Source organism: Actinokineospora sp. NPDC051303 (assembly GCF_055586285.1).
In genome coordinates, this window is sequence record NZ_JBVJIN010000031.1 from 60370 (window position 1) to 80512 (window position 20143).

At 72.3% G+C, this 20143-nt stretch carries 15 protein-coding genes; 13 read left to right on the forward strand and 2 right to left on the reverse strand.

The genetic code is table 11. The features are described from left to right. Positions 1 to 147: 147 nt before the first annotated feature. The gene (locus tag ACZ6SD_RS22605; RefSeq protein ID WP_465318952.1) at positions 148 to 1413 is read right to left on the reverse strand and encodes a DUF58 domain-containing protein; all 1266 of its coding nucleotides are present in this window, start codon (positions 1411 to 1413) and stop codon (positions 148 to 150) included. 24 nt (positions 1414 to 1437) lie between these two features. Then, a complete protein-coding gene (locus tag ACZ6SD_RS22610) occupies positions 1438 to 2409 on the reverse strand; it encodes an AAA family ATPase (protein WP_465318964.1) in 972 nt (323 codons plus the stop codon). 968 nt (positions 2410 to 3377) lie between these two features. On the opposite strand from ACZ6SD_RS22610, the gene mraZ reads away from it, so the two are divergent. From mraZ to ACZ6SD_RS22675, 13 genes are all read left to right on the forward strand, one after another. After that, the gene (mraZ, locus tag ACZ6SD_RS22615) at positions 3378 to 3809 is read left to right on the forward strand and encodes a division/cell wall cluster transcriptional repressor MraZ (RefSeq protein WP_091448309.1); all 432 of its coding nucleotides are present in this window, start codon (positions 3378 to 3380) and stop codon (positions 3807 to 3809) included. Between the two features lie 154 nt (positions 3810 to 3963). Next, positions 3964 to 4920 (forward strand): 16S rRNA (cytosine(1402)-N(4))-methyltransferase RsmH, encoded by a 957-nt coding sequence (gene rsmH / locus ACZ6SD_RS22620; RefSeq protein ID WP_465318953.1) that lies wholly within the window; start codon positions 3964 to 3966, stop codon positions 4918 to 4920. After that, positions 4917 to 5636: a cell division protein FtsL gene (gene ftsL, locus ACZ6SD_RS22625; RefSeq protein WP_465318954.1), complete on the forward strand. Its 720-nt coding sequence runs from the start codon at positions 4917 to 4919 to the stop codon at positions 5634 to 5636. Before rsmH ends, ftsL begins: the two co-directional genes overlap by 4 nt. A gap of 1439 nt (positions 5637 to 7075) precedes the next feature. Further along, positions 7076 to 7423, forward strand: coding sequence for a hypothetical protein (locus ACZ6SD_RS22630; RefSeq protein ID WP_465318955.1), 348 nt, complete (start codon positions 7076 to 7078; stop codon positions 7421 to 7423). A gap of 149 nt (positions 7424 to 7572) precedes the next feature. After that, positions 7573 to 9423 (forward strand): peptidoglycan D,D-transpeptidase FtsI family protein, encoded by a 1851-nt coding sequence (locus ACZ6SD_RS22635; protein ID WP_465318956.1) that lies wholly within the window; start codon positions 7573 to 7575, stop codon positions 9421 to 9423. A gap of 301 nt (positions 9424 to 9724) precedes the next feature. Continuing rightward, complete coding sequence (locus ACZ6SD_RS22640; RefSeq protein WP_465318957.1) at positions 9725 to 11305, forward strand: UDP-N-acetylmuramoyl-L-alanyl-D-glutamate--2,6-diaminopimelate ligase; 1581 nt, start codon at positions 9725 to 9727, stop codon at positions 11303 to 11305. Beyond that, positions 11302 to 12765, forward strand: a complete 1464-nt coding sequence (locus ACZ6SD_RS22645) for a UDP-N-acetylmuramoyl-tripeptide--D-alanyl-D-alanine ligase (protein ID WP_465318958.1) — start codon at positions 11302 to 11304, stop codon at positions 12763 to 12765. The genes ACZ6SD_RS22640 and ACZ6SD_RS22645 overlap by 4 nt, the downstream gene beginning before the upstream one ends. Beyond that, the gene (mraY, locus tag ACZ6SD_RS22650) at positions 12762 to 13850 is read left to right on the forward strand and encodes a phospho-N-acetylmuramoyl-pentapeptide-transferase (protein ID WP_091448294.1); all 1089 of its coding nucleotides are present in this window, start codon (positions 12762 to 12764) and stop codon (positions 13848 to 13850) included. Before ACZ6SD_RS22645 ends, mraY begins: the two co-directional genes overlap by 4 nt. A 17-nt stretch (positions 13851 to 13867) precedes the next feature. Then, positions 13868 to 15259, forward strand: coding sequence for a UDP-N-acetylmuramoyl-L-alanine--D-glutamate ligase (gene murD, locus ACZ6SD_RS22655; RefSeq protein WP_465318965.1), 1392 nt, complete (start codon positions 13868 to 13870; stop codon positions 15257 to 15259). Then, positions 15259 to 16752 (forward strand): putative lipid II flippase FtsW, encoded by a 1494-nt coding sequence (gene ftsW, locus ACZ6SD_RS22660; protein ID WP_465318959.1) that lies wholly within the window; start codon positions 15259 to 15261, stop codon positions 16750 to 16752. Before murD ends, ftsW begins: the two co-directional genes overlap by 1 nt. Beyond that, a complete protein-coding gene (gene murG, locus ACZ6SD_RS22665) occupies positions 16749 to 17879 on the forward strand; it encodes an undecaprenyldiphospho-muramoylpentapeptide beta-N-acetylglucosaminyltransferase (RefSeq protein ID WP_465318960.1) in 1131 nt (376 codons plus the stop codon). Before ftsW ends, murG begins: the two co-directional genes overlap by 4 nt. Before the next feature lie 47 nt (positions 17880 to 17926). After that, complete coding sequence (gene murC, locus ACZ6SD_RS22670; protein ID WP_465318966.1) at positions 17927 to 19285, forward strand: UDP-N-acetylmuramate--L-alanine ligase; 1359 nt, start codon at positions 17927 to 17929, stop codon at positions 19283 to 19285. Next, positions 19282 to 20022 carry a cell division protein FtsQ/DivIB gene (locus tag ACZ6SD_RS22675; protein WP_465318961.1) on the forward strand — a complete coding sequence of 247 codons (741 nt, stop codon included), beginning with the start codon at positions 19282 to 19284 and terminating at the stop codon, positions 20020 to 20022. Before murC ends, ACZ6SD_RS22675 begins: the two co-directional genes overlap by 4 nt. Positions 20023 to 20143: the final 121 nt, after the last annotated feature.

Below are 20143 nucleotides of genomic sequence, written 5' to 3' on the forward strand. Positions count from 1 at the left end.
GGTTGCCGCTGATCGTGGCCGCCCTCCCGGCCGAGGCGCAGAGGGAAGGGGACATCGCCACCCGGCTCCCATGATCAGCACGAACTCGCGGCCGCCTGTGCTCGTCCGAGCGCTGTGGGCGGGGCCCGCGTCTCCACGATCGCTTGGTCATGGCCCGGTCCCCGCGATCATCGCGTCGCCCCGGGTGAAGCCGGTGCGGCAGACACTGCCCCAGACCCGGGTCATCGACACGTCCGGGCGCGCGATCGTGACGCCCCAGCCCGCGCCGCTGAGCAGGGTGGCCGCTGGCCTCGGGTCGATGTCCGGGCCGTCGCCCTGCCCCCAGGCCGGGGTGTCGAGCAGGACGGCCAGGCTGCGCGCGCCCCGGGTGCGGTAGCGGATGAGCTGGCCGAGCGACTCCGGGGTCGCCGCGCCGAGGACGGCGATCAGCTCCTGGCCGTGCCCGGGATCGGCCGGGCACGCGATGTCGCGCTGGTGCACCGGTTGCAGGGCGGCGAGCGCGTCGAGCATCGCGTTGTCGCTGTGGCCCGCGTCGCCGGAGTCGTTGACCAGGACGCCGCCGGTCTCGGTGACCAGCCGGATCGGGTGGCCGTGGCGGTGCAGCTGCACGCAGACGCTCGCGGCGAAGGAGACCGCCCACTCCAGGCTGGAGTTCGCCCCCGAGCCGCGATGGCCGTAGACGCGCCGGTCGAGCAGGACGGTGGTGCCGCCGCGCCAGGGGCTTTCCTCGACCCGCACCATCATCTCGTCGCGCTTGGCCGTGGACCGCCAGTGCACCTTGCGCAGGTCGTCGCCCTGCCGGTACGGCCGGACCACGGCGTCGTCTTCGCCCTGGCCCGCGTTGAGCCGGACCGAGCCGTCGTCGCCGGACCCCAGGCCCGACCCGCCCGGGACCCCGGACAGCGCGACCACCCGGGGGACCACGACGAGGCGGGACGTGTGCGCGAGCTCGCGCTCGAACTCGGCCAGGCCGAACGGGTCGGTCACGGTGGCCTTGAGCGGGCCGATCTGCTGGATGCCGCGCAGCATCGGCTGCACCGTGTAGTGCAGCCGCGTGCCGCCGTGCCGGGGGAGGTGGTCGATCAGGAACCTCGGCTTACCGCCGAGCGCATAGGGAACGCCGTCGGAGACGAGCAGCCCCACCGTGGGCAGCCTGCCGGTGCTGCGGACCGACAGCACCACCTCGGCGCGCCCGCCGACGGGCACCCGCCAGGGCGAGATGTGCCGCTGGGCGTGCAGACCGACCCGGGTCATCGCGGTGAGGAAGCACACCAGCAGCGGCAGCGCCACCACGAACACGGACACGCGCAGCAGGTCGCGCTCGTTGAGCACGATCGAGCACAGCGCGGCCGCCAGCCCGGCCGCCAGCAGGCACCGGCCCCGAGTGGTCAGCCCCGACAGTGCTCCCCGCATCGCGTCTCCATCCCCCCTTCGCCGCTAGTGCCCGCGCGCCCCGGCCCACGGCGCGCCCAGGTCGGGCGCCGCCTGCGGCACCGGCACCCGCTGGATGAGCCCGCGGATCAGCTCGGCGGGGGAGCGGCGCGCGGCCTGCGCCTCCGGGGTGAGCACGAGCCGGTGGGCCAGCACCGGAACCGCCACCACGTGCAGGTCGTCGGGCACCACGTAGTCGCGTCCGGACAGGGCGGCCTGCGCCCGCGCCGCGCGCACCAGGTGCAGCGTCGAGCGCGGCGAGGCCCCTATCCGAATCTCGGAAAGCCGTCGAGTGGCCGAGACCACCTCGACCGCGTAGCGGCGGACCTCCTGCGCGATCTGCACGGACCGCACTGTCTCTATAAGGCCGCGCACCTGGTCGGCGTCCGACACCGGCCGCAGCGTCTTGAACACGTCGTGGCCCGCGTGCTCGTCCACCATGGCCAACTCGGCCTGCGGGTCCGGATAGCCGATCGACACGCGCGCGGTGAACCGGTCGCGCTGCGCCTCGGGCAGGGCGTAGGTGCCCTCCATCTCGATCGGGTTCTGCGTGGCGATCACCATGAACGGCGACTGCAGGTCGTAGGTGTTGGAGTCGACCGTGACCTGGTGCTCCTCCATGCACTCCAGCAGCGCGGACTGCGTCTTGGGGGAGGCGCGGTTGATCTCGTCGCCGACGACGATGTTCGCGAACACCGGGCCGGGGCGGAACTCGAACTCGTTGGTCTGCCGGTTGAAGATCGACACCCCGGTGACGTCGCTGGGCAGCAGGTCCGGGGTGAACTGGATGCGGCTGACCGAGCAGTCGATGGACCGGGCGAGCGCCTTGGCCAGGGAGGTCTTCCCGACGCCGGGCACGTCCTCGACCAGCAGGTGGCCCTCGGCGAGCAGGGTGACCAGCGCGATGCGCACCACCTCGGGCTTGCCGACCAGCACCCGCTCCACGTTCGCCGCGATCCGCTGCGCGGTGGCGTGCAGCTCGTCGAGCTTGCCCGCTCCCGGCCACTGCGGCTGTTGTTGCTGCGGGGACTGTGGTGGTTGTGGCTGCGGCGGGGAGTGGTGCTGCTGGGCCTGCGGCGGCCTGCCGTCGCCCGTGGGGAAGGGACCGGTGGAGTTGTGGCCGGTGAACGGCTCGCCGCCTGGTGCTCCGTAGGGGTTGCCCGGCAGAGCGGTTGGCGGAGTACTCGACGTCACGCGACCTCCTGGTGAGTCTCGGCGGCTGTCCAGGCCTGTCGGCACCCGGTCGGGGTGCGGCCAGGATCGGCGCGTTCGACGTCGCCGACCACGTCCCGTGGCCGAGACAGCCTGCCATGAAGTGTGTCAAACCAGGGCGAAGTACCCAATGTTCCAACCCAACCCCGGCGATCGCCGGTCATCGCTGCCGATCTTGCCAGGATAGGCCGGGGCAACGGAGGCCGGTGCGAGTTATCCACAGGCCGCCGTGGCTCCGTGCGTCGTGGTCCGTTCGCCGGTCCTCGACCGGTTCGGTCGGCCGTAGGGGCTCGGCTGAACCCCGCCGGGGGCTGCGCCGCTCGGCCGCATTGAGAGAGCCGCAAAGTCACTGTGAGTAGGCGGACCACACCGGACGAGGGGATCCCGTTCGGGTGCGGGCCGGTGCTCCCCACTCCGCCCCACCGCGCCGCTCCCGGATGCCCCACTCGTCCCCACTATTGGCCGTGACGTGCGGGTTCGAGACCCCTCACGGGGGTGAAACCGGACGTTTCGACGCCCTCGCGCGGGGCTGCCGCCGGTTCCGCCGCGGTTACGCCCCCACCGCCCCCCACCCAGATGAATGGCCTTCTAGCTGGGAAAACGTCCCACCTTCGAGTTCGAGACGCGCTCGTTTCGCGTTGACTGTGGTGAAAAGTGGGGTACTGTGGCGCCAAGTGGGGCAGCAGGGGGCCTCACGGCCGATCCGACTGGTTCGGTGGGGAGGTGGGTGTCCGATGTTTCTCGGCACGCACACCCCCAAGCTTGACGACAAAGGGCGGCTGACGCTGCCTGCCAAGTTCCGGGAAGCGCTCGCGGGTGGACTGATGGTCACGAAGGGTCAGGATCACTGCCTCTACGTGTTCCCGCGCGCGGAGTTCGAGGAGATGGCGCGCAAGGTCGCCGCGGCACCTCTCACGAACGAAGCGGTTCGCGCCTACCAGCGGTACCTGTTCGCCGGAACCGACGAGCAGCGACCCGACGGGCAGGGGCGCATCGCGGTCGCGCCGGAGCTTCGCAAGTACGCGGGGCTGACCAAGGAGTGCGTGGTCATCGGCGCGATCACCAGGCTGGAGATCTGGGACGCGCAGGCGTGGCAGGCCTACCTGGACGAGCACGAGGACAGCTATTCCCAGGCTCGGGAGGAGGTCCTGCCCGGCGTGTTCTGAGTGTGGGAACAGGAGGGACACGGGTGCCGCGAGGCCTCGGTCCGCTCGCTTTCGGCCCTGGCGCACCTTCCCCGGTGCCAGGTTCGACGAGCGGGCGGGGACCTGGCGGCATCCGGCCATCCGGCCGGATTTGGTCGAGAGGGGTGGGCGGGTGATGACGGAGCAGCCACGGCACGAGCCGGTTCTGGTGGACCGCATCCTCGACCTGTTCGAGCCCGCCCTGGCCGGACACCCCGCTGTCCTGGTCGACGCCACCCTTGGCCTCGGCGGCCACGCCGACGCCCTGTTGTCGGCGCACCCCCAGCTCACCCTCGTCGGCCTGGACCGCGACCCGAACGCGCTGGCCCGTTCCCGTGACCGCCTCGCCCGCCACGGCGACCGCGTCCACCTCGTGCACACTGTCTATGACGGACTCCCCGACGCCCTGTCCGACCTGGGACTGTCGCGTGTGGACGGCGTGCTGTTCGACCTCGGCGTGTCCTCGATGCAGCTCGACGTGCCCGAACGCGGTTTCGCCTATTCGCGGGACTCCCCATTGGACATGCGGATGGACCCCACCGGGGGCCTGACCGCCGCCGACGTCCTCAACACCTACTCGGCCGCCGACCTGATCCGCGTCCTGCGCGACTACGGCGAGGAGCGGTTCGCGCCCCGGATCGCCAAGGCGGTGGTCGCCGCCCGCGACAAGGAGCCGTTCACCACCAGCGCCCGCCTCGTGGAGCTGTTGTACGACGCGGTTCCCGCCGCGAGCAGGCGCACTGGCGGCCACCCGGCGAAGCGCACCTTCCAGGCCCTGCGCATCGAGGTGAACGCCGAACTCGACGTCTTGCGCCGCGCCATCCCGGCCGCCCTCGACGCTCTGCGCGTCGGCGGCCGGATCGTCGTGGAGGCCTACCAGTCGCTGGAGGACCGCATCGTCAAGCGCGCGTTCGCCGACCTCGCCAAGTCGACGACCCCGCCGGGCCTGCCGGTGGAACTCCCCGGCCACGGCCCGCATCTGCGACTGCTCACCCGAGGCGCCGAACTCGCCGACGAGCAGGAGATCGCCCACAACCCCCGCGCCCAGTCGGTCCGACTGCGCGCCGCCGAACGCATCCGGGAGGCATCATGACCGCGCCGACGCGCAGCACGCGAGGCAGCCGCCGCGCACCCGAGCGCACCCCGGACCACACCCGCCGGACGCGCACCGCCGACACCGACTCGGTCGCCGCCCCGACCAAGCCCACCCGCGCCGACCGCACCGCGGGCCGCCCCCGCACGCCCGCCGCCGAGCGCGCCTACGCCCGCCGCGCCCAGCGCGAGGGCCGCGGCGCCACCCGCTCGCACACCGCCCCCGCGGTCCAGGCGGACGAGGCCACCTCCGGCCGCGCCTCGTTCGTGGTCCTGATCATCGCCCTCCTGGTCGTGGGTGTCGTGGCCACCCTGTGGCTGACCACACAGGCCATCGCCGACTCCTACCGCCTCGAAGCGGCCAAGCAGGAGGCCACCCGCCTGTCCGAACAAGCCGCCCAACTCCAGCGCGAGGTGACCAAGCAGGAGTCCCCCTCGGCACTGGCCGACCGCGCCCGTGCCCTCGGCATGGTCCCCGCGGGCGACCCCTCGTGGCTCGTGGTGAACCCCGACGGCACCGTGGCGGTGGTCGGCGACGCCAAACCGGTGACCACCCCGCCGCCGAACGCCGCTGCCCAGCCGTCCTCCGGCCAACCCCCGGCGGACCAGTCGCAGCCCTCGGATCAGGGTCCGGCCCAGAACGCGGACTCAGGCACCCAACCGCCCGCCGGACAGGCGGAGGCGGGTACGCAGACGCCCCCTGGAGGAGGCGGCTGATGCCAGGCCGTTCGTTGCAGGGGCAGACGCGGGGCATGGCTTCGCGCCTGCCCCGCTTGGCACCTGGGCAGGGAAGCGGAAGGCGGTTGGAGTACCGCCGGTTCGACTGCCGAAGCCAGCAGGCGCCGGCAGCCGCGCGCTTCGGTCGTGAACCCGGCTCCGCGCCCTTGCCAGCCGCACCTGTTCCGGGGTCGAGGGACTGCCGCCCTGCCGGTGACGCCCGCGCTGCCGCGCGGGGTGCCGCGGTCGGGCAGCCGGCACCCGGCCGGGTGGTTGGGTCGGGGGGAAGCGCTGGCGCGGTATGCGGCTCTCGGGTCGATGGCGCTTTCCAGAGCGTGGCCGCGGTGGCGGGCATGGCGGCACACGGGGCATCGGCGCGTTCGGCTTTGGCGGTGGGCGCTGGGACGGGTGCGGCGTGCGTGGCCGTGGTGGGGCGGCGGACTGGCGTACGTGGTGCGCTGGCGAGATGGGTTGATTTCGCTGCTTGTGGGCGTCGGCTTCCGGGAGGAGGTGGCTGATGTCCGGGGACTACCGGGACCAGCAGGGCAGAAGGCAGGGCGAACCAGACGATTGGCGGAATGGTCCGGATCGCTGGCCAGACAGTGCGGCTAGTGGGCGGGACGGTGCGGATCGCCAGCGGGACAGTGCGGCTATTTCGGGTGGCGGTCCGGACGGTGTGGCTGGTTCGCGTGGGGGTCCGGATGGTTGGCGGAACGGTGCGGCTGGTTCGGGCGGCGGTTCGGATGGTCGGCAGGACGGTGCGGCTGGTTCGGCCGGTCGGCGGGATGGTGCGGCTGGTTCGGGTGGTTGGCGGGACAGTGTGGCTGGTTCGCGTGGCGGTTCGGACGGTCGGCGGGATGGTGCGGCTGGTTCGGGTGGTCGGCGTGGCGGTGTGGCTGGTTCGGGTGGTCGGCGTGGCGGTGTGGCTAGTTCGGGTGGTCGGCGTGGCGGTGTGGCTAGTTCGGGTGGTCGGCGGGACAGTGCGGATCGCATGTCGGACGGTGTGGCTGGGGGGCACCGTGCGTTGGGGCGTGCGGGTCGCTTGGGTGTTGAGGGGCGTGCGGGGGCCGAGGGGGATGGAGTGCCCGAGTCCGGTGGGAATGGGGGGCGCGAGGCGCGGGGGAGGGGCAGGGCGGCTGCCCGAGATGCTCCGCCCCAGCAGGGTGGCGGGGGCGACGAGCGCGTTGGCGGCCAAGCGTATGGCGGCGGTTACACCGGCGATGAGCGCGATCGCGGTGCCGACCAAGGAGACATTGGGCGTGCGGCTGAGGGACGTGGCGTAGTCGAGGGTGGCCAGGGCCATCAAGGGCGTGGGCTTGGGGCGGAGACGCGCGGTGTGGTCGATGAGGGGCACGGGGTTGCGGGCGAGGGCGGCGGTGTGGCCCAAGGGGCGCCCGCACACGGGATTGAGGAGCTTGGTGTGACGGGGCGACGCGCACATGAGCATGGTCGGCACGGGGCTGGGCGTGGGCACGGAACTGGGCACGGAACTGGGGCTGGGCAGCGCGGCGGTGGACGGGGCGGCGGTGGGCAGGGCAGTGATGGGCAGGGCAGTGATGGGCGAGGGTCCGGCGGTGGGCAAGGGCAGGGTGGACACGTGCGTGGGGCTGGGCAAGGCGGCGGTGGGTGGCACGGCAGTGGGCAAGGCGGCGGTGGGCAAGGTGCTGGCGGGGGACAAGGCAGCAGTCGGCAAGGCGGCGGTGGGCAGCGCGGAGGTGGGCACGGGCGCGCGGTTCAGGGGAGTGCTGGAGCCTCCGGACGTGGGGCGGTGCGGGCTGGGGCGGTAGGGCATGGGGGAACCCCACGAGGGGGTGGTGGTCAGCGGGGGCCGGTGGGAGCGCGTGGCTGGCCTGGTGGCGGTGGGAAAGCCGGTGGTGGCGGTAGAGGCAGCGGTGGGGGCGGTGGCGGTCAGCGGCGGTCGCCCGCGCCTGGGCGGATGCGGCGGGTGACCAAGCGGGCCGCGGGGACCGATCACCGGGTGCGGGTTGTGGTGGTGCGGTTTCTGTTGATCGCGTCGCTGGTGGCCGCCGGGTTGAAGTTGGTGCAGGTTCAGGGGTTTGAGGCGGAGGCTCTCGCGTCGCGGGCCGAGCGGCAGCGGGTGCAGAAGATTCCGATTCCGGCGACGCGGGGATCGATCCTGGACCGCAACGGGGTGGAGTTGGCGTTCAGCGTCGAGGCGCGCGCACTGGCTTTCCAACCCAACATGGAGCGCAAGCAGATCGCCGAGTTCAACCGGAAGCACCCCGACGAGCCGGTGTCGTTCGAGGAGGAGACCGCTGCCATCGCCCGGCGGATGCGGGAGCTGCTTGGGCCGCAGGTGTCCGAAGAGGACCTGCTGGCGAAGCTGCGGTCGGACGACGCGTTCGTCTACCTGACCACCACCGCCGAGCCCGCGGCCGCGCGGCAGCTCAAGGAAGAGTTCCCGCAGTTGAACGTGGAGTATCGCGCCGTGCGCGAGTATCCCGGCGGGACGTTGGCCGCCAACGTGGTCGGGTTCGCCAACTGGCGCATGGAGGACAAAGACCACCAGAAGCACAACCTGCACGGTCTCGTCGGGCTGGAGATGCTGCGCGACAACGACCTGTCCGGCACGCCGGGCAGCCAGATGGTGGAGACCGAGGAGGGCGCGGACGTCATCATCCCGGGCACCGAGCGCGACCTGCAGCCCGCGGTCGACGGCAAGGACATCGAGTTGACCATCGACGCGGACCTGCAATTCTTCGTGCAGCAGAAGGCGGCCGAGTACGCGCAGCGCAGTGGCGCCAAGAGCGCGAGCGTGGTCGTGATGGACGCCAAGACCGGCGAGGTTTACGCGCTGGCGAACGACAAGACGTTCGACCCGTCGACGCCGGGTGGCCGTGATCCGAACCTGATGGCGGACCCGGCGGTCACCACGCCGTTCGAGCCCGGGTCGGTGAACAAGGTCGTGACCGCCATGGCCGCCCTGGAGTACGGGGTGACCACGCCGGACGCCGTCCACGCCGTGCCCGGCTCGATCAAGGTCGCCGACCGGGTGGTCGGCGACGCCTGGGACCACGGGACGCTGAACATGACCACCACCGGGGTGTTCGCCAAGTCGTCCAACGTCGGCACGCTGATGATCGCCAACCAGGTGCGGCCCGAGCGGTTCGCCGACATGCTGGGGAAGCTGGGCATCGGCAAGCGCACCGGGATCGGCCTGCCCGGCGAGAGCCCGGGCAAGGTGCTGCCCCAGAGCCAGTGGTCGGGCAGCACCTATGGCAACCTGCCCATCGGCCAGGGCCTGTCCATGACGGTGCTGCAGATGGCGGGCATGTACCAGACGATCGCCAACGACGGGGTCCGTGTGCCGCCGCGCATCGTCAAGGCCAAGATCGCCCCGGACGGGACGCGCATCGAGGAGCCCCGGCCGGAGTCTGTCCGTGTCGTCAGCCCGGAGACCGCCCGCACGACCCGCGAGATGCTCCGGGCGGTGACCCAGAAGGCGCCGAACCAGAACTCGGGCACCGCGCCAGCCGCGGCCCTGACCGGCTATCAGATCTCGGGCAAGACCGGCACAGCGCAGCAGTTCGACCCGGCCGCGGGCCGCTACAGCAACTCGAAGTACTGGATCACCTTCGCGGGCATCCTGCCCGCGGACAACCCGCGCTTCGTGGTCGGCATGGTCTACGACACTCCGACCTACTCCACTCCGGACGGTCACTCCGCCGCGCCGTTCTTCCACGACGTGGCCTCCTTCATCGCGCAGCGCTACAACCTGCCGCTGTCGAAGGAACCCACGCCGATCGTCCCGCTGGTCGTGCCCTGACCGTCCGATCAGGACAGTGGGCGGATCCGAATGGGGCTCGTGTCCGCGATGTCGGCGACGCGTGCGGAGGAGGCGGGCGCCGAGGCGCTGGGCCGGGGTGGCGAATGAGGTGAACATATGTTCGACAATACCGGCCTGGCGGGCATTGTGAAGTGCGAAAACGGGAACAACCCAAACGTGTCGCCGGGCACCGCGACTGGGTGACTTTTTGTCACTCTCGGCACACTTACCTCATTCGGGTGCGCTGGTGTGATCGAGGGGCTGGATAGTCGCCCTCCGTGCGCAGGTAGCCTTCCGCGTCGTGCCCGCCAAGCTCGAAGGCAAGGCTGTCACAGCGCCGCCTCGCCCCTCCCGGACCAAGCCCGTTCCGCTCGCCACCCTCGTCGCGCGCGCGGACGCGCGGCCGATCGCGGCCGGGGGCGGTGACGTCCCGCGCGACGCCTCGGTGTCCGATGTGGCCGTCACAGGTGTGACGCTGCGCGCGCAGCATGTCCTCCCAGGAGACCTTTTCGCCGCCCTCCCCGGCGCTCGCGCGCACGGGGCCGATTTCGCGCGCCAGGCCGTCGCCGCGGGCGCCGCCGCCGTGCTCACCGACGAGGCGGGCGCCGCGCGGCCCGCGGTCCGCGACGCGGGACTGCCGGTGCTCGTGCACCCGGACCCGCGCGCCGTGCTCGGCTCCGTCGCCGCGTGGATCTACGGGGAGCCGTCGCTGACCCTGTCCGTCCTTGGGGTGACCGGCACGTCCGGCAAGACCACGACCAGTTACATGGTCGAGGCGGGCCTCGCCGCGGCGGGCCGCACGACCGGGCTGGTCGGCACGATCGAGACGCGGATCGCGGGCCAGCGGCTCGCCAGCGCGCTGACCACCCCGGAGGCGCCCGACCTGCAGGCGCTGTTCGCGGTGATGGTGGAGCGCGGCGTCACGCACGTGCCGATGGAGGTCTCCAGCCACGCGCTGAGCCTCGGCCGGGTCGCCGGGACCCGGTTCGCCGTCGGCGCGTTCACGAACCTGTCCCAGGACCACCTCGACTTCCACCGGGACATGGAGGACTACTTCCAGGCGAAGGCGCTGCTGTTCGACGGCCGCTCCACCACCGAGGTCGTCTGCGTCGACGGCGAGTGGGGCCGCAGGCTGGTCACGCCGCAGACCATCACCGTGTCCACGATCGGGGACGCGGACTGGACGGCCGGAGACCTGCGCGTCTCGCTCGCGGGCGAGCAGTCGTTCGTCATGCGCACCCCCGAGGGCGAGAGCCTGCCGGTGACGCTGCCGATGCCGGGGACGTTCAACGTCGCCAACGCGCTCGTGGCCGCCGCGATCCTGACCGCGGCCCAGGTGCCCGCCGAGGCCATCGCACGCGGCCTGGCGAGCGTGCAGGTGCCCGGCCGGATGGAGCGGGTCGCCCTCGGCCAGGACTTCACCGCCGTCGTCGACTACTCGCACAAGCCCGAGGCCGTCGCGGTCGCGCTGGACGCCATGCGCGCGCGCACCGACGGCAAGCTCATCGTCGTGCTCGGCTGCGGCGGCGACCGCGACGTGGCGAAACGCCCCCTGATGGGCGCGGCGGCGGCGCGCCGCAGCGACCTGCTGGTGGTCACCGACGACAATCCCCGGAGTGAGGACCCGGCCCAAATCCGGGCCGCGATGCTCGCCGGGGCACGGGACGTTCCGCTCTCCGAGCGAGGCGAGGTGGTCGACATCGGCGACCGAAGGCAGGCCATCGCCGCGGCGGTGGCGCGCGCGACGACCGGCGATGTCGTCGTCGTCGCGGGCAAGGGACACGAGACCGGGCAGGAGATCGCCGGTGTCGTGCACCCGTTCTCCGACCGCGACGAACTGGAGGCCGCGATCCGCGAGCGACTGGGCACGGTGACCGAATGATCCCGCTGACTTTGCAGGAAATCGCCGACGCCGTCGGCGGCAGGCTCCACCGGGCCGACCCGGCCGAGGTGGTGACCGGTGGCGTCGAGTTCGACTCGCGCCGGGTAGGCCCGGGCGGGCTGTTCGTGGCGATGCCCGGCGAGAAGGTCGACGGGCACGACTTCGCGGGCCGGGCCGTCGAGGCGGGCGCGGTCGCGGTGCTGGCCGCCCGCGAGGTCGACGCGCCCGCCGTGATCGTCCCGCCGGTGTCCCAGGCGAACAGCCGGGCTTACGCGCTCACCGCGGACAAGGACGGGTCGGGCGCCGCTGTCTTGGCGGGCTTGGCCGCGCTTGCCCGCGCGGTGGTAGACCGGCTTACCGAGAGCGGTCTTGTCGTCGTCGGGATCACCGGTTCTTCGGGTAAGACCTCCACCAAAGACCTCATCGCGCAACTGCTGACCCCGATGGGCCCGACCGTCGCCCCGCCCGGGTCGTTCAACAACGAGCTCGGCCACCCGTGGACCGCGCTGCGCGCCGACGCGGGCACCAGCCACCTGGTGCTGGAGCTGTCCGCGCGCGGACCCGGCCACATCGCCGCGCTGTGCGAGACCGCGCCGCCGCGGATCGGCGCCGTCCTCAACGTGGGCAGCGCCCACCTCGGCGAGTTCGGCTCCCGGGAGGACATCGCCCGGACCAAGGGCGAGCTGGTCGAGAAGCTGCCCGCCGACGGCGTGGCCATCCTCAACGCCGACGATCCGCTGGTCGCGGCCATGGCCGAGCGCACCAGGGCCAGGGTCGTGCTGGTCGGGGAGGCCGAGGCCGCGCACGTGCGGGCGACCGGCATCACCCTCGATGAGCAGGCCCGCGCGAGCTTCCGGCTCGTCACGGACCAGGGGCAGGCCAAGGTGAGCCTGGCTCTGCACGGCGCGCACCACGTGGGCAACGCGCTTACCGCCGCCGCGGTGGCCTTGGAACTGGGCGCGACTCCGCAAGAGGTCGCCGACCGGCTTTCTGGCGCGCAGCGCGTCTCCGCGCGCCGCATGGAGGTGATCACCAGGCCGGACGGCGTCACGGTGGTCAACGACTCCTACAACGCCAACCCCGAATCGGTCCGCGCCGCGCTCAAGACCTTGGCGACGATGGCGCGCACAGGCAACCGGCGCCGGTCCTGGGCCGTCCTCGGGGTAATGGGCGAGTTGGGCGACTCGGCGGTGCAAGCGCACGACGAGATCGGCAGGCTCGCGGTTCGACTGGACATCAACCGCTTGGTGGTGGTGGGCGAGCAGGCCCGGGCCATGCACCAGGGGGCGAGCCTGGAGGGCTCGTGGGGAGAGGAGTCGGTGCTGGTGCCGGACGTCGATGCCGCGGTGGCGCTGTTGCGCGCCGAACTGGCGCCGGGTGACGTCGTGCTCGTGAAGGCGTCGAAGGCAGCCGCCCTGTGGCGGGTCGCCGAGGCGCTGCTCGCGGAGGATGCCCAGTGAAGAGCATCCTGATCGCCGCGGCGGTCGCCATGGTCGTGTCCATCCTGCTGACCCCGTACCTGATCCGGGTGTTCTCCCGGCAGGGCTTCGGGCAGGAGATCCGCGAAGAGGGCCCCGAGGGCCACAAGAGCAAGCGCGGCACCCCGACGATGGGTGGCGTGGCGATCATCGTCGCGATGTGGGCTGGCTACGGCACGTCGCACATCGTCAACGCCATGTCCACCCCGGCCGGGGAGGCGCCGACGGCGTCTGGCCTGCTGGTCCTGATGCTGGCCACCGGCCTGGGCCTGGTCGGCTTCCTCGACGACTTCATCAAGATCCGCAAGCAGCGCAACCTGGGCCTGAACAAGACCGCGAAGATGGTCGGGCAGCTCGTCGTCGCGATCGCCTTCGCCATCCTGGCTCTCCGCTTTCCCGATGAGCGGCTGCTGACCCCGGCGTCGGACCACCTGTCCTTCGTGCGCGACATCGCCATCGTCTCCTTCGGCGGCATCGGCTTCATCGTCTTCTGCTACCTCGCGGTGTCGGCGTGGTCCAACGCGGTGAACTTCACCGACGGCCTCGACGGCCTCGCTGGCGGCTCGTCGGCGATGGTCCTGGGCACCTACGTGGTGATCGCGTTCTGGCAGTTCAGCCACGACTGCTCGCGGGTGACCGAGGCGGCGTGCTTCGACGTGCGCGACCCGCTGGACCTCGCGGTCGTCGCGGCGGCGTCGATGGGCGCGTGCATCGGCTTCCTGTGGTGGAACGCCGCGCCCGCGAAGATCTTCATGGGCGACACCGGCTCGCTCGCGCTCGGCGGCCTGGTCGCGGGCCTGTCGATGACCACCCGCACCGAGCTGCTGATGATCGTGATCAGCGGCCTGTTCGTGGTCGAGATGGTGTCGGTGGTGCTGCAGATCGCGGTCTTCCGCACGACCCGGCGGCGGCTGTTCCGGATGGCGCCGTTCCACCACCACTTCGAGCTCGCCGGGTGGGCGGAGACCACGGTGATCATCCGGTTCTGGCTGCTCGCGGGCGTGTGCGCGATGTTCGGCCTCGGCCTGTTCTACACCGACTGGCTGGCGGGAGGCGGCGGCGTGTGACCGAGGTGTTCCCGGGGCTGGTCACCGGGCGCTCCGTGCTGGTCGCGGGCGCCGGGGTTACCGGTCGATCGGTAGCGGCGGCTCTGGTCGCTATGGGCGCGTCGGTAACCGTGACGGACGCCGACGCGGACCGACTTGCCGAGCTGGCGGATACCGGCGCTTACCTGACGCCCGGTCTGACCGAGCCCCCGCCCGGCACGGACCTGGTCGTCACCAGTCCGGGGTGGCGGCCGAGCAGCCCCCTGCTCGTGGCCGCCGCCGCGGCGGGCGTGCCAGTGATCGGCGAGGTCGAGCTGGCCTGGCGGATGTCCGAGCGGCTGCCCGCGCCGCCCGCCTGGCTGGTCGTCACCGGCACCAACGGCAAGACGACGACCGTCGGGATGTTGGCGGCGATGCTCACCGCGCACGGCGCGCGGGCGGTGGCTTGCGGCAACGTGGGCCTCCCGGTGGTCGACGCGCTTATGACCAACCCCGAGGTGCTCGCCGTCGAGCTGTCCAGCTTCCAGCTCCACTGGCAGTCCTCGCTGCGCGCGCACGCCGCGGTGGTGCTCAACGTCGCGGAAGACCACCTGGACTGGCACGGCTCGCTCGCTGAGTACGCGCGGGTCAAGGGCACCGCGTACACGGGCGCGAAGTTCGTTGTCAGCAACGTCGCCGACGAGTGGTCCAGCCGCTTGGCGGGGGAGCACGACGGCACGCGCGTCGGATTCCGGCTCGACACCCCGCGGCCGGGGGAACTGGGCGTGGTGGAAGACCTGCTGATCGACCGCGCCTTCGTGGCCGACCCGGCCACCACAGCCGTGGAACTGGCCACGCTCGCCGACGTCCGCCCGGCTGGCCCGCACAACGTGGCCAACGCGCTTGCCGCCGCCGCTCTAGCGCGCTCTTACGGCGTTTCTCCGGAGGCGGTCAAGGCGGGCCTGCTCGCCTTCGAGCCGGGCGCGCACCGCGCGGTCCCGGTCGGCGAGGTCGACGGCGTGCGCTACGTCAACGACTCCAAGGCGACCAACCCGCACGCGGCGGCGGGCTCGCTGCGCGCGTTCGAGTCGGTGGTCTGGATCGCGGGCGGGCAGCTCAAGGGCGCCACGGTGGACGGCCTGGTCGCCGAGGTGGCCGGGCGGCTGCGCGGGGTGGTGGTGCTGGGCGCCGACGCCGAGGTGATCCAGGCGTCGCTGGCGCGACACGCCCCGGATGTCCCCGTCGAGCGGGTGGCCCCGGGAGACGATGAGCCCATGATCGCAGCGGTTCGCGCGGCGGGCGCCCTGGCACGGCCCGGTGATGTCGTGCTGCTCGCGCCCGCGGCGGCTTCCTTGGACATGTACCGCGGCTACGCCCACCGCGGCGATGCGTTCACCGCCGCCGTCCACCGGCGCGCCCAGCAGGACGACGGCGACGCCGGGGCGCGGTGATGGCCGCGCCCGAGCTGGCCGCCCGGCCCGTCCCGGAGCGCCCGCGCCGCGTTGTGCGGGTCGCGGGCAGGCTTGTCGCGTTCCGGGTCGCGCTTACCGCGTGGCTGGGTAGGCCGCTGGCGTCGTTCCACCTCGTGCTGGCCGTGTTCAGCCTGCTCACGGTGCTCGGTCTGGTCATGGTGCTTTCCGCGTCCTCGGTGGTGTCGTTCAACACCCCGGGCTCGGGCCTCTACACCGTGTTCAAGAAGCAGCTCTTGTACGTGTTGGTCGGCGCTGTCTTGTTCTGGATAGCGCTAAGGATGCCGTTGGCGCGCATCCGCGCCTTCAGCCCGGCGGCGCTCGTCATCAGCCTGGTTATGCTGGCCGTGGTCCTCACACCGCTCGGCGCGGAGCTCAACGGCACGCAGAGCTGGTTCAAGTTCGGGCCCATCTCCTTCCAGCCGGTCGAGGTCTGCAAGCTCGCGCTGGCGCTGTGGGGCGCGCACGTGCTGGTGGTCAAGCGGGCCGTGCTGCACCGGTACCGGCACCTGCTGGTCCCGGTCGTGCCCGCCGCCCTGGTGATGTTCGCGCTGGTCATGCTCCAGCCCGACCTCGGCGGCACGATCACCCTCGGCGTGGTGCTCATCGCGCTGCTGTGGTTCGCGGGCGCCCCGCTGCGCCTGTTCGGCGCGCTCGCCCTCGGCGGCCTCGCGGGCGTCGCCCTCCTCGCGGTCGGCACGCAGTACCGGCTCGACCGGGTGCTGAGCTTCCTCAACCCGGAAGACGACCTGAGCGGCAAGAGCTACCAGGCGCTGCAAGCGCAACTCGCGCTCGCCGACGGCGGGCTGTTCGGCCGGGGCCTCGGGCAGGGGCCGTCCAAATGGAACTTCCTGCCCAACGTGCACAACGACTTCATCTTCGCCCTCATCGGCGACGAACTCGGCTTCCTCGGCTGTGGCCTGGTGCTGGGGCTGTTCGCGATGCTCGCGGTGGTCGGCATGCGGATCGCGACCCGCAACATCGACCCGTGGATCCGGATGGTGGCCGCCACGCTTACCGTCTGGCTGGTAGCGCAGGCGGCCATCAACATCGGCTACGTGGTCGGGTTGCTGCCGGTCACCGGCATCACGCTGCCGCTCATCTCGTCCGGCGGCACCTCGGTCGTGGTGACCATGCTCGTCTTCGGCATCCTCGCCAACTGCGCGCGGCATGAGCCCGAAGCGGTGTCGGCACTACGCTCACAGGGTCCGGGTCGGTTCGGCAGGCTCATGCGCCTGCCCGCCCCCGACCCGTACAAGCCGCCGAAGAAGCGCAAGCCCGCCCGGCCGACCGCCCCGCCCAGGGGCGCGGACCGGCCGACCGGGCTCTCGCAGCGGCGGGGCGTGCAGCAGGCGGAGCATCGCAGGCGCGCGCCGGAGCGAAACGGATACGGACGGGCAGGTGGTGGTGCGCCCCTGGCCCGACAGAAGGCAAGCCGCGGGAATCCGCGGTCCGCTAAAGGAGGACGTCGTTGACCGTTGGTCCCACCGGTCGGAGTGAGGCGACCCGCCAGGGTCCGTGCGTGGTCATCGCGGGGGGTGGCACGGCGGGGCACATCGAGCCCGCCCTGGCGCTCGCCGACGCGGTCATGCGGCTGCGCCCGGACGCCCGCGTGGTCGCGCTCGGGACGGAGCGCGGTCTGGAGAAGACCATCGTCCCCGCCCGCGGCTATCCGCTGGAGATGATCCCGCCGGTCCCCATGCCGCGTAAGCCGAACGTCGACCTGTTCAAGCTCCCGCTCAAGGTCCGCGCTGCCGTGAAGACCACCCGCGACGTGCTCGACCGGGTCGGCGCGGACGTCGTGGTCGGCTTCGGCGGCTACGTCGCCCTTCCCGCCTACCTCGCCGCCCGCGGCAGGCTGCCGATCGTGGTGCACGACTCGAACGCGAAGGTCGGCCTGGCCAACAAGGTCGGCGCCCGCTTCGCGACCAGGGTCGCGGTCGCCACCCCCGACACCGGCCTGCCCAACGCCGAGGTCGTCGGCATCCCGCTGCGCGAGTCGATCATCAACCTGGACCGGGCCGCGCTGCGCGCGCGGGCGCGGGAGTACTTCGGCTTGGCCCCCGACGCCCCGACCCTGCTGGTCTTCGGCGGCTCGCAGGGGGCGCGGACGATCAACACCGCGGTCTCCGGCGCGGCGCGGGCGCTGGCCGACGCGGGCATCGGCGTGCTGCACGCGCACGGGCCCAAGAACACCCTCGCCGTGCAACAGGTTCCGGGGGCGCCCGCTTATGTGGCGGTGCCGTACCTGGAACGGATGGACCTCGCCTACGCCGCCGCGGACGCCGCGCTGTGCCGCTGCGGGGCGATGACCGTCGCCGAGGTGTCCGCCGTGGGCCTGCCCGCGGTGTACGTGCCGCTGCCGATCGGCAACGGCGAGCAGGCCCTCAACGCGCAGCCGGTCGTGGCCGCGGGCGGCGCGCTGCTGGTGCCCGACAACGAGCTGACCCCGCAGAAGGTCGCCGACCTGGTGATCCCGATGCTCACCGACCCGGCCCGGCTGGCGGGCATGAGCGCCACCGCGCAGGGCACCGGCCACCGGGAGGCCGCCGACGTGCTCGCCCGCATGGTCCTCGACGCCATCGACAAGGGCGTGTCGTGACCGGCCTGCTCGACCGCGCGCACCTGATCGGCATCGGCGGCGCGGGCATGAGCGGCATCGCCCGCATCCTGCTCGCGCGCGGCAAGGCCGTCTCGGGATCGGACGCGAAGGAGGCCCGCGCGTTCCTGACGCTGCGGGCCCAGGGCGCGAAGGTCGTGGTCGGGCAGGCCGCGGCGAACCTCGACTTGCTGCCGGACGGGCCGACAGCGGTCGTGGTGTCTACCGCGATCAAGGAAAGCAATCCCGAGCTGGTGGAGGCGAAGCGGCGCGGCCTGCCGGTGCTGCACCGCTCGCAGGCGCTCGCCGAGCTGATGGAAGGCCAGCGGGTCGCCTGCATCGCGGGCACCCACGGCAAGACCTCGACCACGTCGATGCTGACCGTGGCGCTTCAGCGGTGCAGGCTCGACCCGTCGTTCGCCATCGGCGGCGACCTCAACGACTCCGGCGCGAACGCCCACCACGGCAGCGGCGGCATCTTCGTCGCCGAGGCGGACGAGAGCGACGGGTCGTTCCTGGTGTTCTCCCCCTCGGTCGCGGTGGTGACCAATGTCGAGGCCGACCACCTCGACCACCACGGCACGGTCGAGGCGTACGTGTCGGTGTTCGACGCGTTCCTCGACCGCATCGAGCCCGGCGGGGTGCTCATCGCCTGCGCCGACGACCCGGGGGCGGCCGCGCTCGCCGAGCGGGGGGCGGCCAAGGGCATCCGCGTGCGCCGCTACGGCCGGGCCGCGACCGCCGAGTCCGACGCGACCCTCTTGGACTACCGGCCCGCGGATGGCGGCGGGCTCGCCCGGGTGTCGCTGTCCGGCCAGGAGATCGAACTCGGCGTCGCGGTCCCCGGCGAGCACATGGCGGGCAACGCGCTCGCCGCGCTGCTCGCGGGCTTGGAGCTGGGCGCGCCGCTGGCCGAGCTGGGCGCGGGCATCGCCGCGTTCGGCGGGGTCCGCAGGCGCTTCGAGTTCAAGGGCAACGTCGCGGGCGTGCGGCTCTACGACGACTACGCCCACCACCCGACCGAGGTGGACGCGCAACTGCGCGCGGTGCGGCCCGCCGCGGACGGCGGCCGAGTCGTGGTGATCTTCCAGCCGCACATGTACTCGCGCACCGAGACCTTCGCCGCGGAGTTCGGCGCCGCCCTCGGCCTGGCCGACGAGGTCGTGGTCCTCGACGTGTTCGGCGCCCGCGAGGAACCGCGCCCCGGGGTCAGTGGCGCCCTGGTCGCCGACGCCGTCCCGCTCCCCGCGGAGCGCGTGCACTACGAGCCCTCGTTCGACAAGGTGCCCGCGCTGGTGGCCGACCTGATCGCCAAGGGCGACCTGGTGCTGACGATGGGCGCTGGCGATGTGACCATGCTCGGCCCCGAGGTGCTCGCCGAACTGGAACGGCGGGCAGGCCAGGAATGACCAGCACGGTCCCCGGCCGGACGGGGGAGCGGCCCAGGCGCAGGCCACCGCGGTCGTCCGCGCGGCGCAAGCCACCCCTGCGGCGCCGCTACCTCGTCCGCCGGTGGACCGTGCTCGGCTCGCTGCTGTCCGTGCTCACCGTGCTCTACATCGTGTTCTTCACCTCGGCGTTCGGCGCGCGCTCTGTCGATGTGATCGGCGCGAAGGACCTGACCCAGGACGAGGTCCGCGCGGCGGCGGCCATCGAACCCGGCAGCCCCCTGCTGGTGCTGGACACCGAGGAGATCGCCGACCGCGTCCGCCAACTGCCCAGGGTGGGCTCGGTCGAGGTGCGCAGATCGTTCCCGGCCACCGTCGAGATCGAGGTGACCGAGCGAACCCCGGTCGCGGTGGTCATCGCCCCGGACGGCGCCCACCTGCTCGACGGCGGCGGCACGGACTACAGCGTCCTCAAAGCCGCGCCGCCCGGACTGCCGATCCTGGAGGCCGCGAACGAGCAGTCGGCCAGGGCCGCCACCACTGTCCTCGCGTCGCTCCCACCGCCGCTGTCCGGGCAGATCGCGTCGGTCTCCGCGCAGAGCCCCGGCAACATCCGCCTCACCCTGGCCGACGGCAGGCTGATCAAATGGGGCAACCCGGAGCACTCACAGCGCAAAGCCGCCGTCCTCGGCCCGCTGCTCACCCGCCCCGGCAAGACTTACGACGTCACAGCCCCGGACTTCCCGGCCGTCTCGTAGGGCCTGTATCGAAGTACCGGCACGCGCCAGCCGCGCCGGATGCGGCCCCTGACGGCACGGCCGCGACGCCCAAGTACAACACCGGTACGAGCGGCGCCGCGGCCGCACCGCCAGGAACCAC

What these genes read in the sequence shown, in the direction of transcription:
- ACZ6SD_RS22605 (WP_465318952.1), bottom strand. Translation starts at nt 1,413, where the DNA reads ATGCGGGGAGCACTGTCGGGGCTGACCACTCGGGGCCGGTGCCTGCTG.
- mraZ (WP_091448309.1), top strand. Translation starts at nt 3,378, where the DNA reads ATGTTTCTCGGCACGCACACCCCCAAGCTTGACGACAAAGGGCGGCTG.
- rsmH (WP_465318953.1), top strand. Translation starts at nt 3,964, where the DNA reads ATGACGGAGCAGCCACGGCACGAGCCGGTTCTGGTGGACCGCATCCTC.
- ftsL (WP_465318954.1), top strand. Translation starts at nt 4,917, where the DNA reads ATGACCGCGCCGACGCGCAGCACGCGAGGCAGCCGCCGCGCACCCGAG.
- ACZ6SD_RS22630 (WP_465318955.1), top strand. Translation starts at nt 7,076, where the DNA reads ATGAGCATGGTCGGCACGGGGCTGGGCGTGGGCACGGAACTGGGCACG.
- ACZ6SD_RS22635 (WP_465318956.1), top strand. Translation starts at nt 7,573, where the DNA reads ATGCGGCGGGTGACCAAGCGGGCCGCGGGGACCGATCACCGGGTGCGG.
- ACZ6SD_RS22645 (WP_465318958.1), top strand. Translation starts at nt 11,302, where the DNA reads ATGATCCCGCTGACTTTGCAGGAAATCGCCGACGCCGTCGGCGGCAGG.
- ftsW (WP_465318959.1), top strand. Translation starts at nt 15,259, where the DNA reads ATGGCCGCGCCCGAGCTGGCCGCCCGGCCCGTCCCGGAGCGCCCGCGC.
- murC (WP_465318966.1), top strand. Translation starts at nt 17,927, where the DNA reads ATGAGCGGCATCGCCCGCATCCTGCTCGCGCGCGGCAAGGCCGTCTCG.
- ACZ6SD_RS22675 (WP_465318961.1), top strand. Translation starts at nt 19,282, where the DNA reads ATGACCAGCACGGTCCCCGGCCGGACGGGGGAGCGGCCCAGGCGCAGG.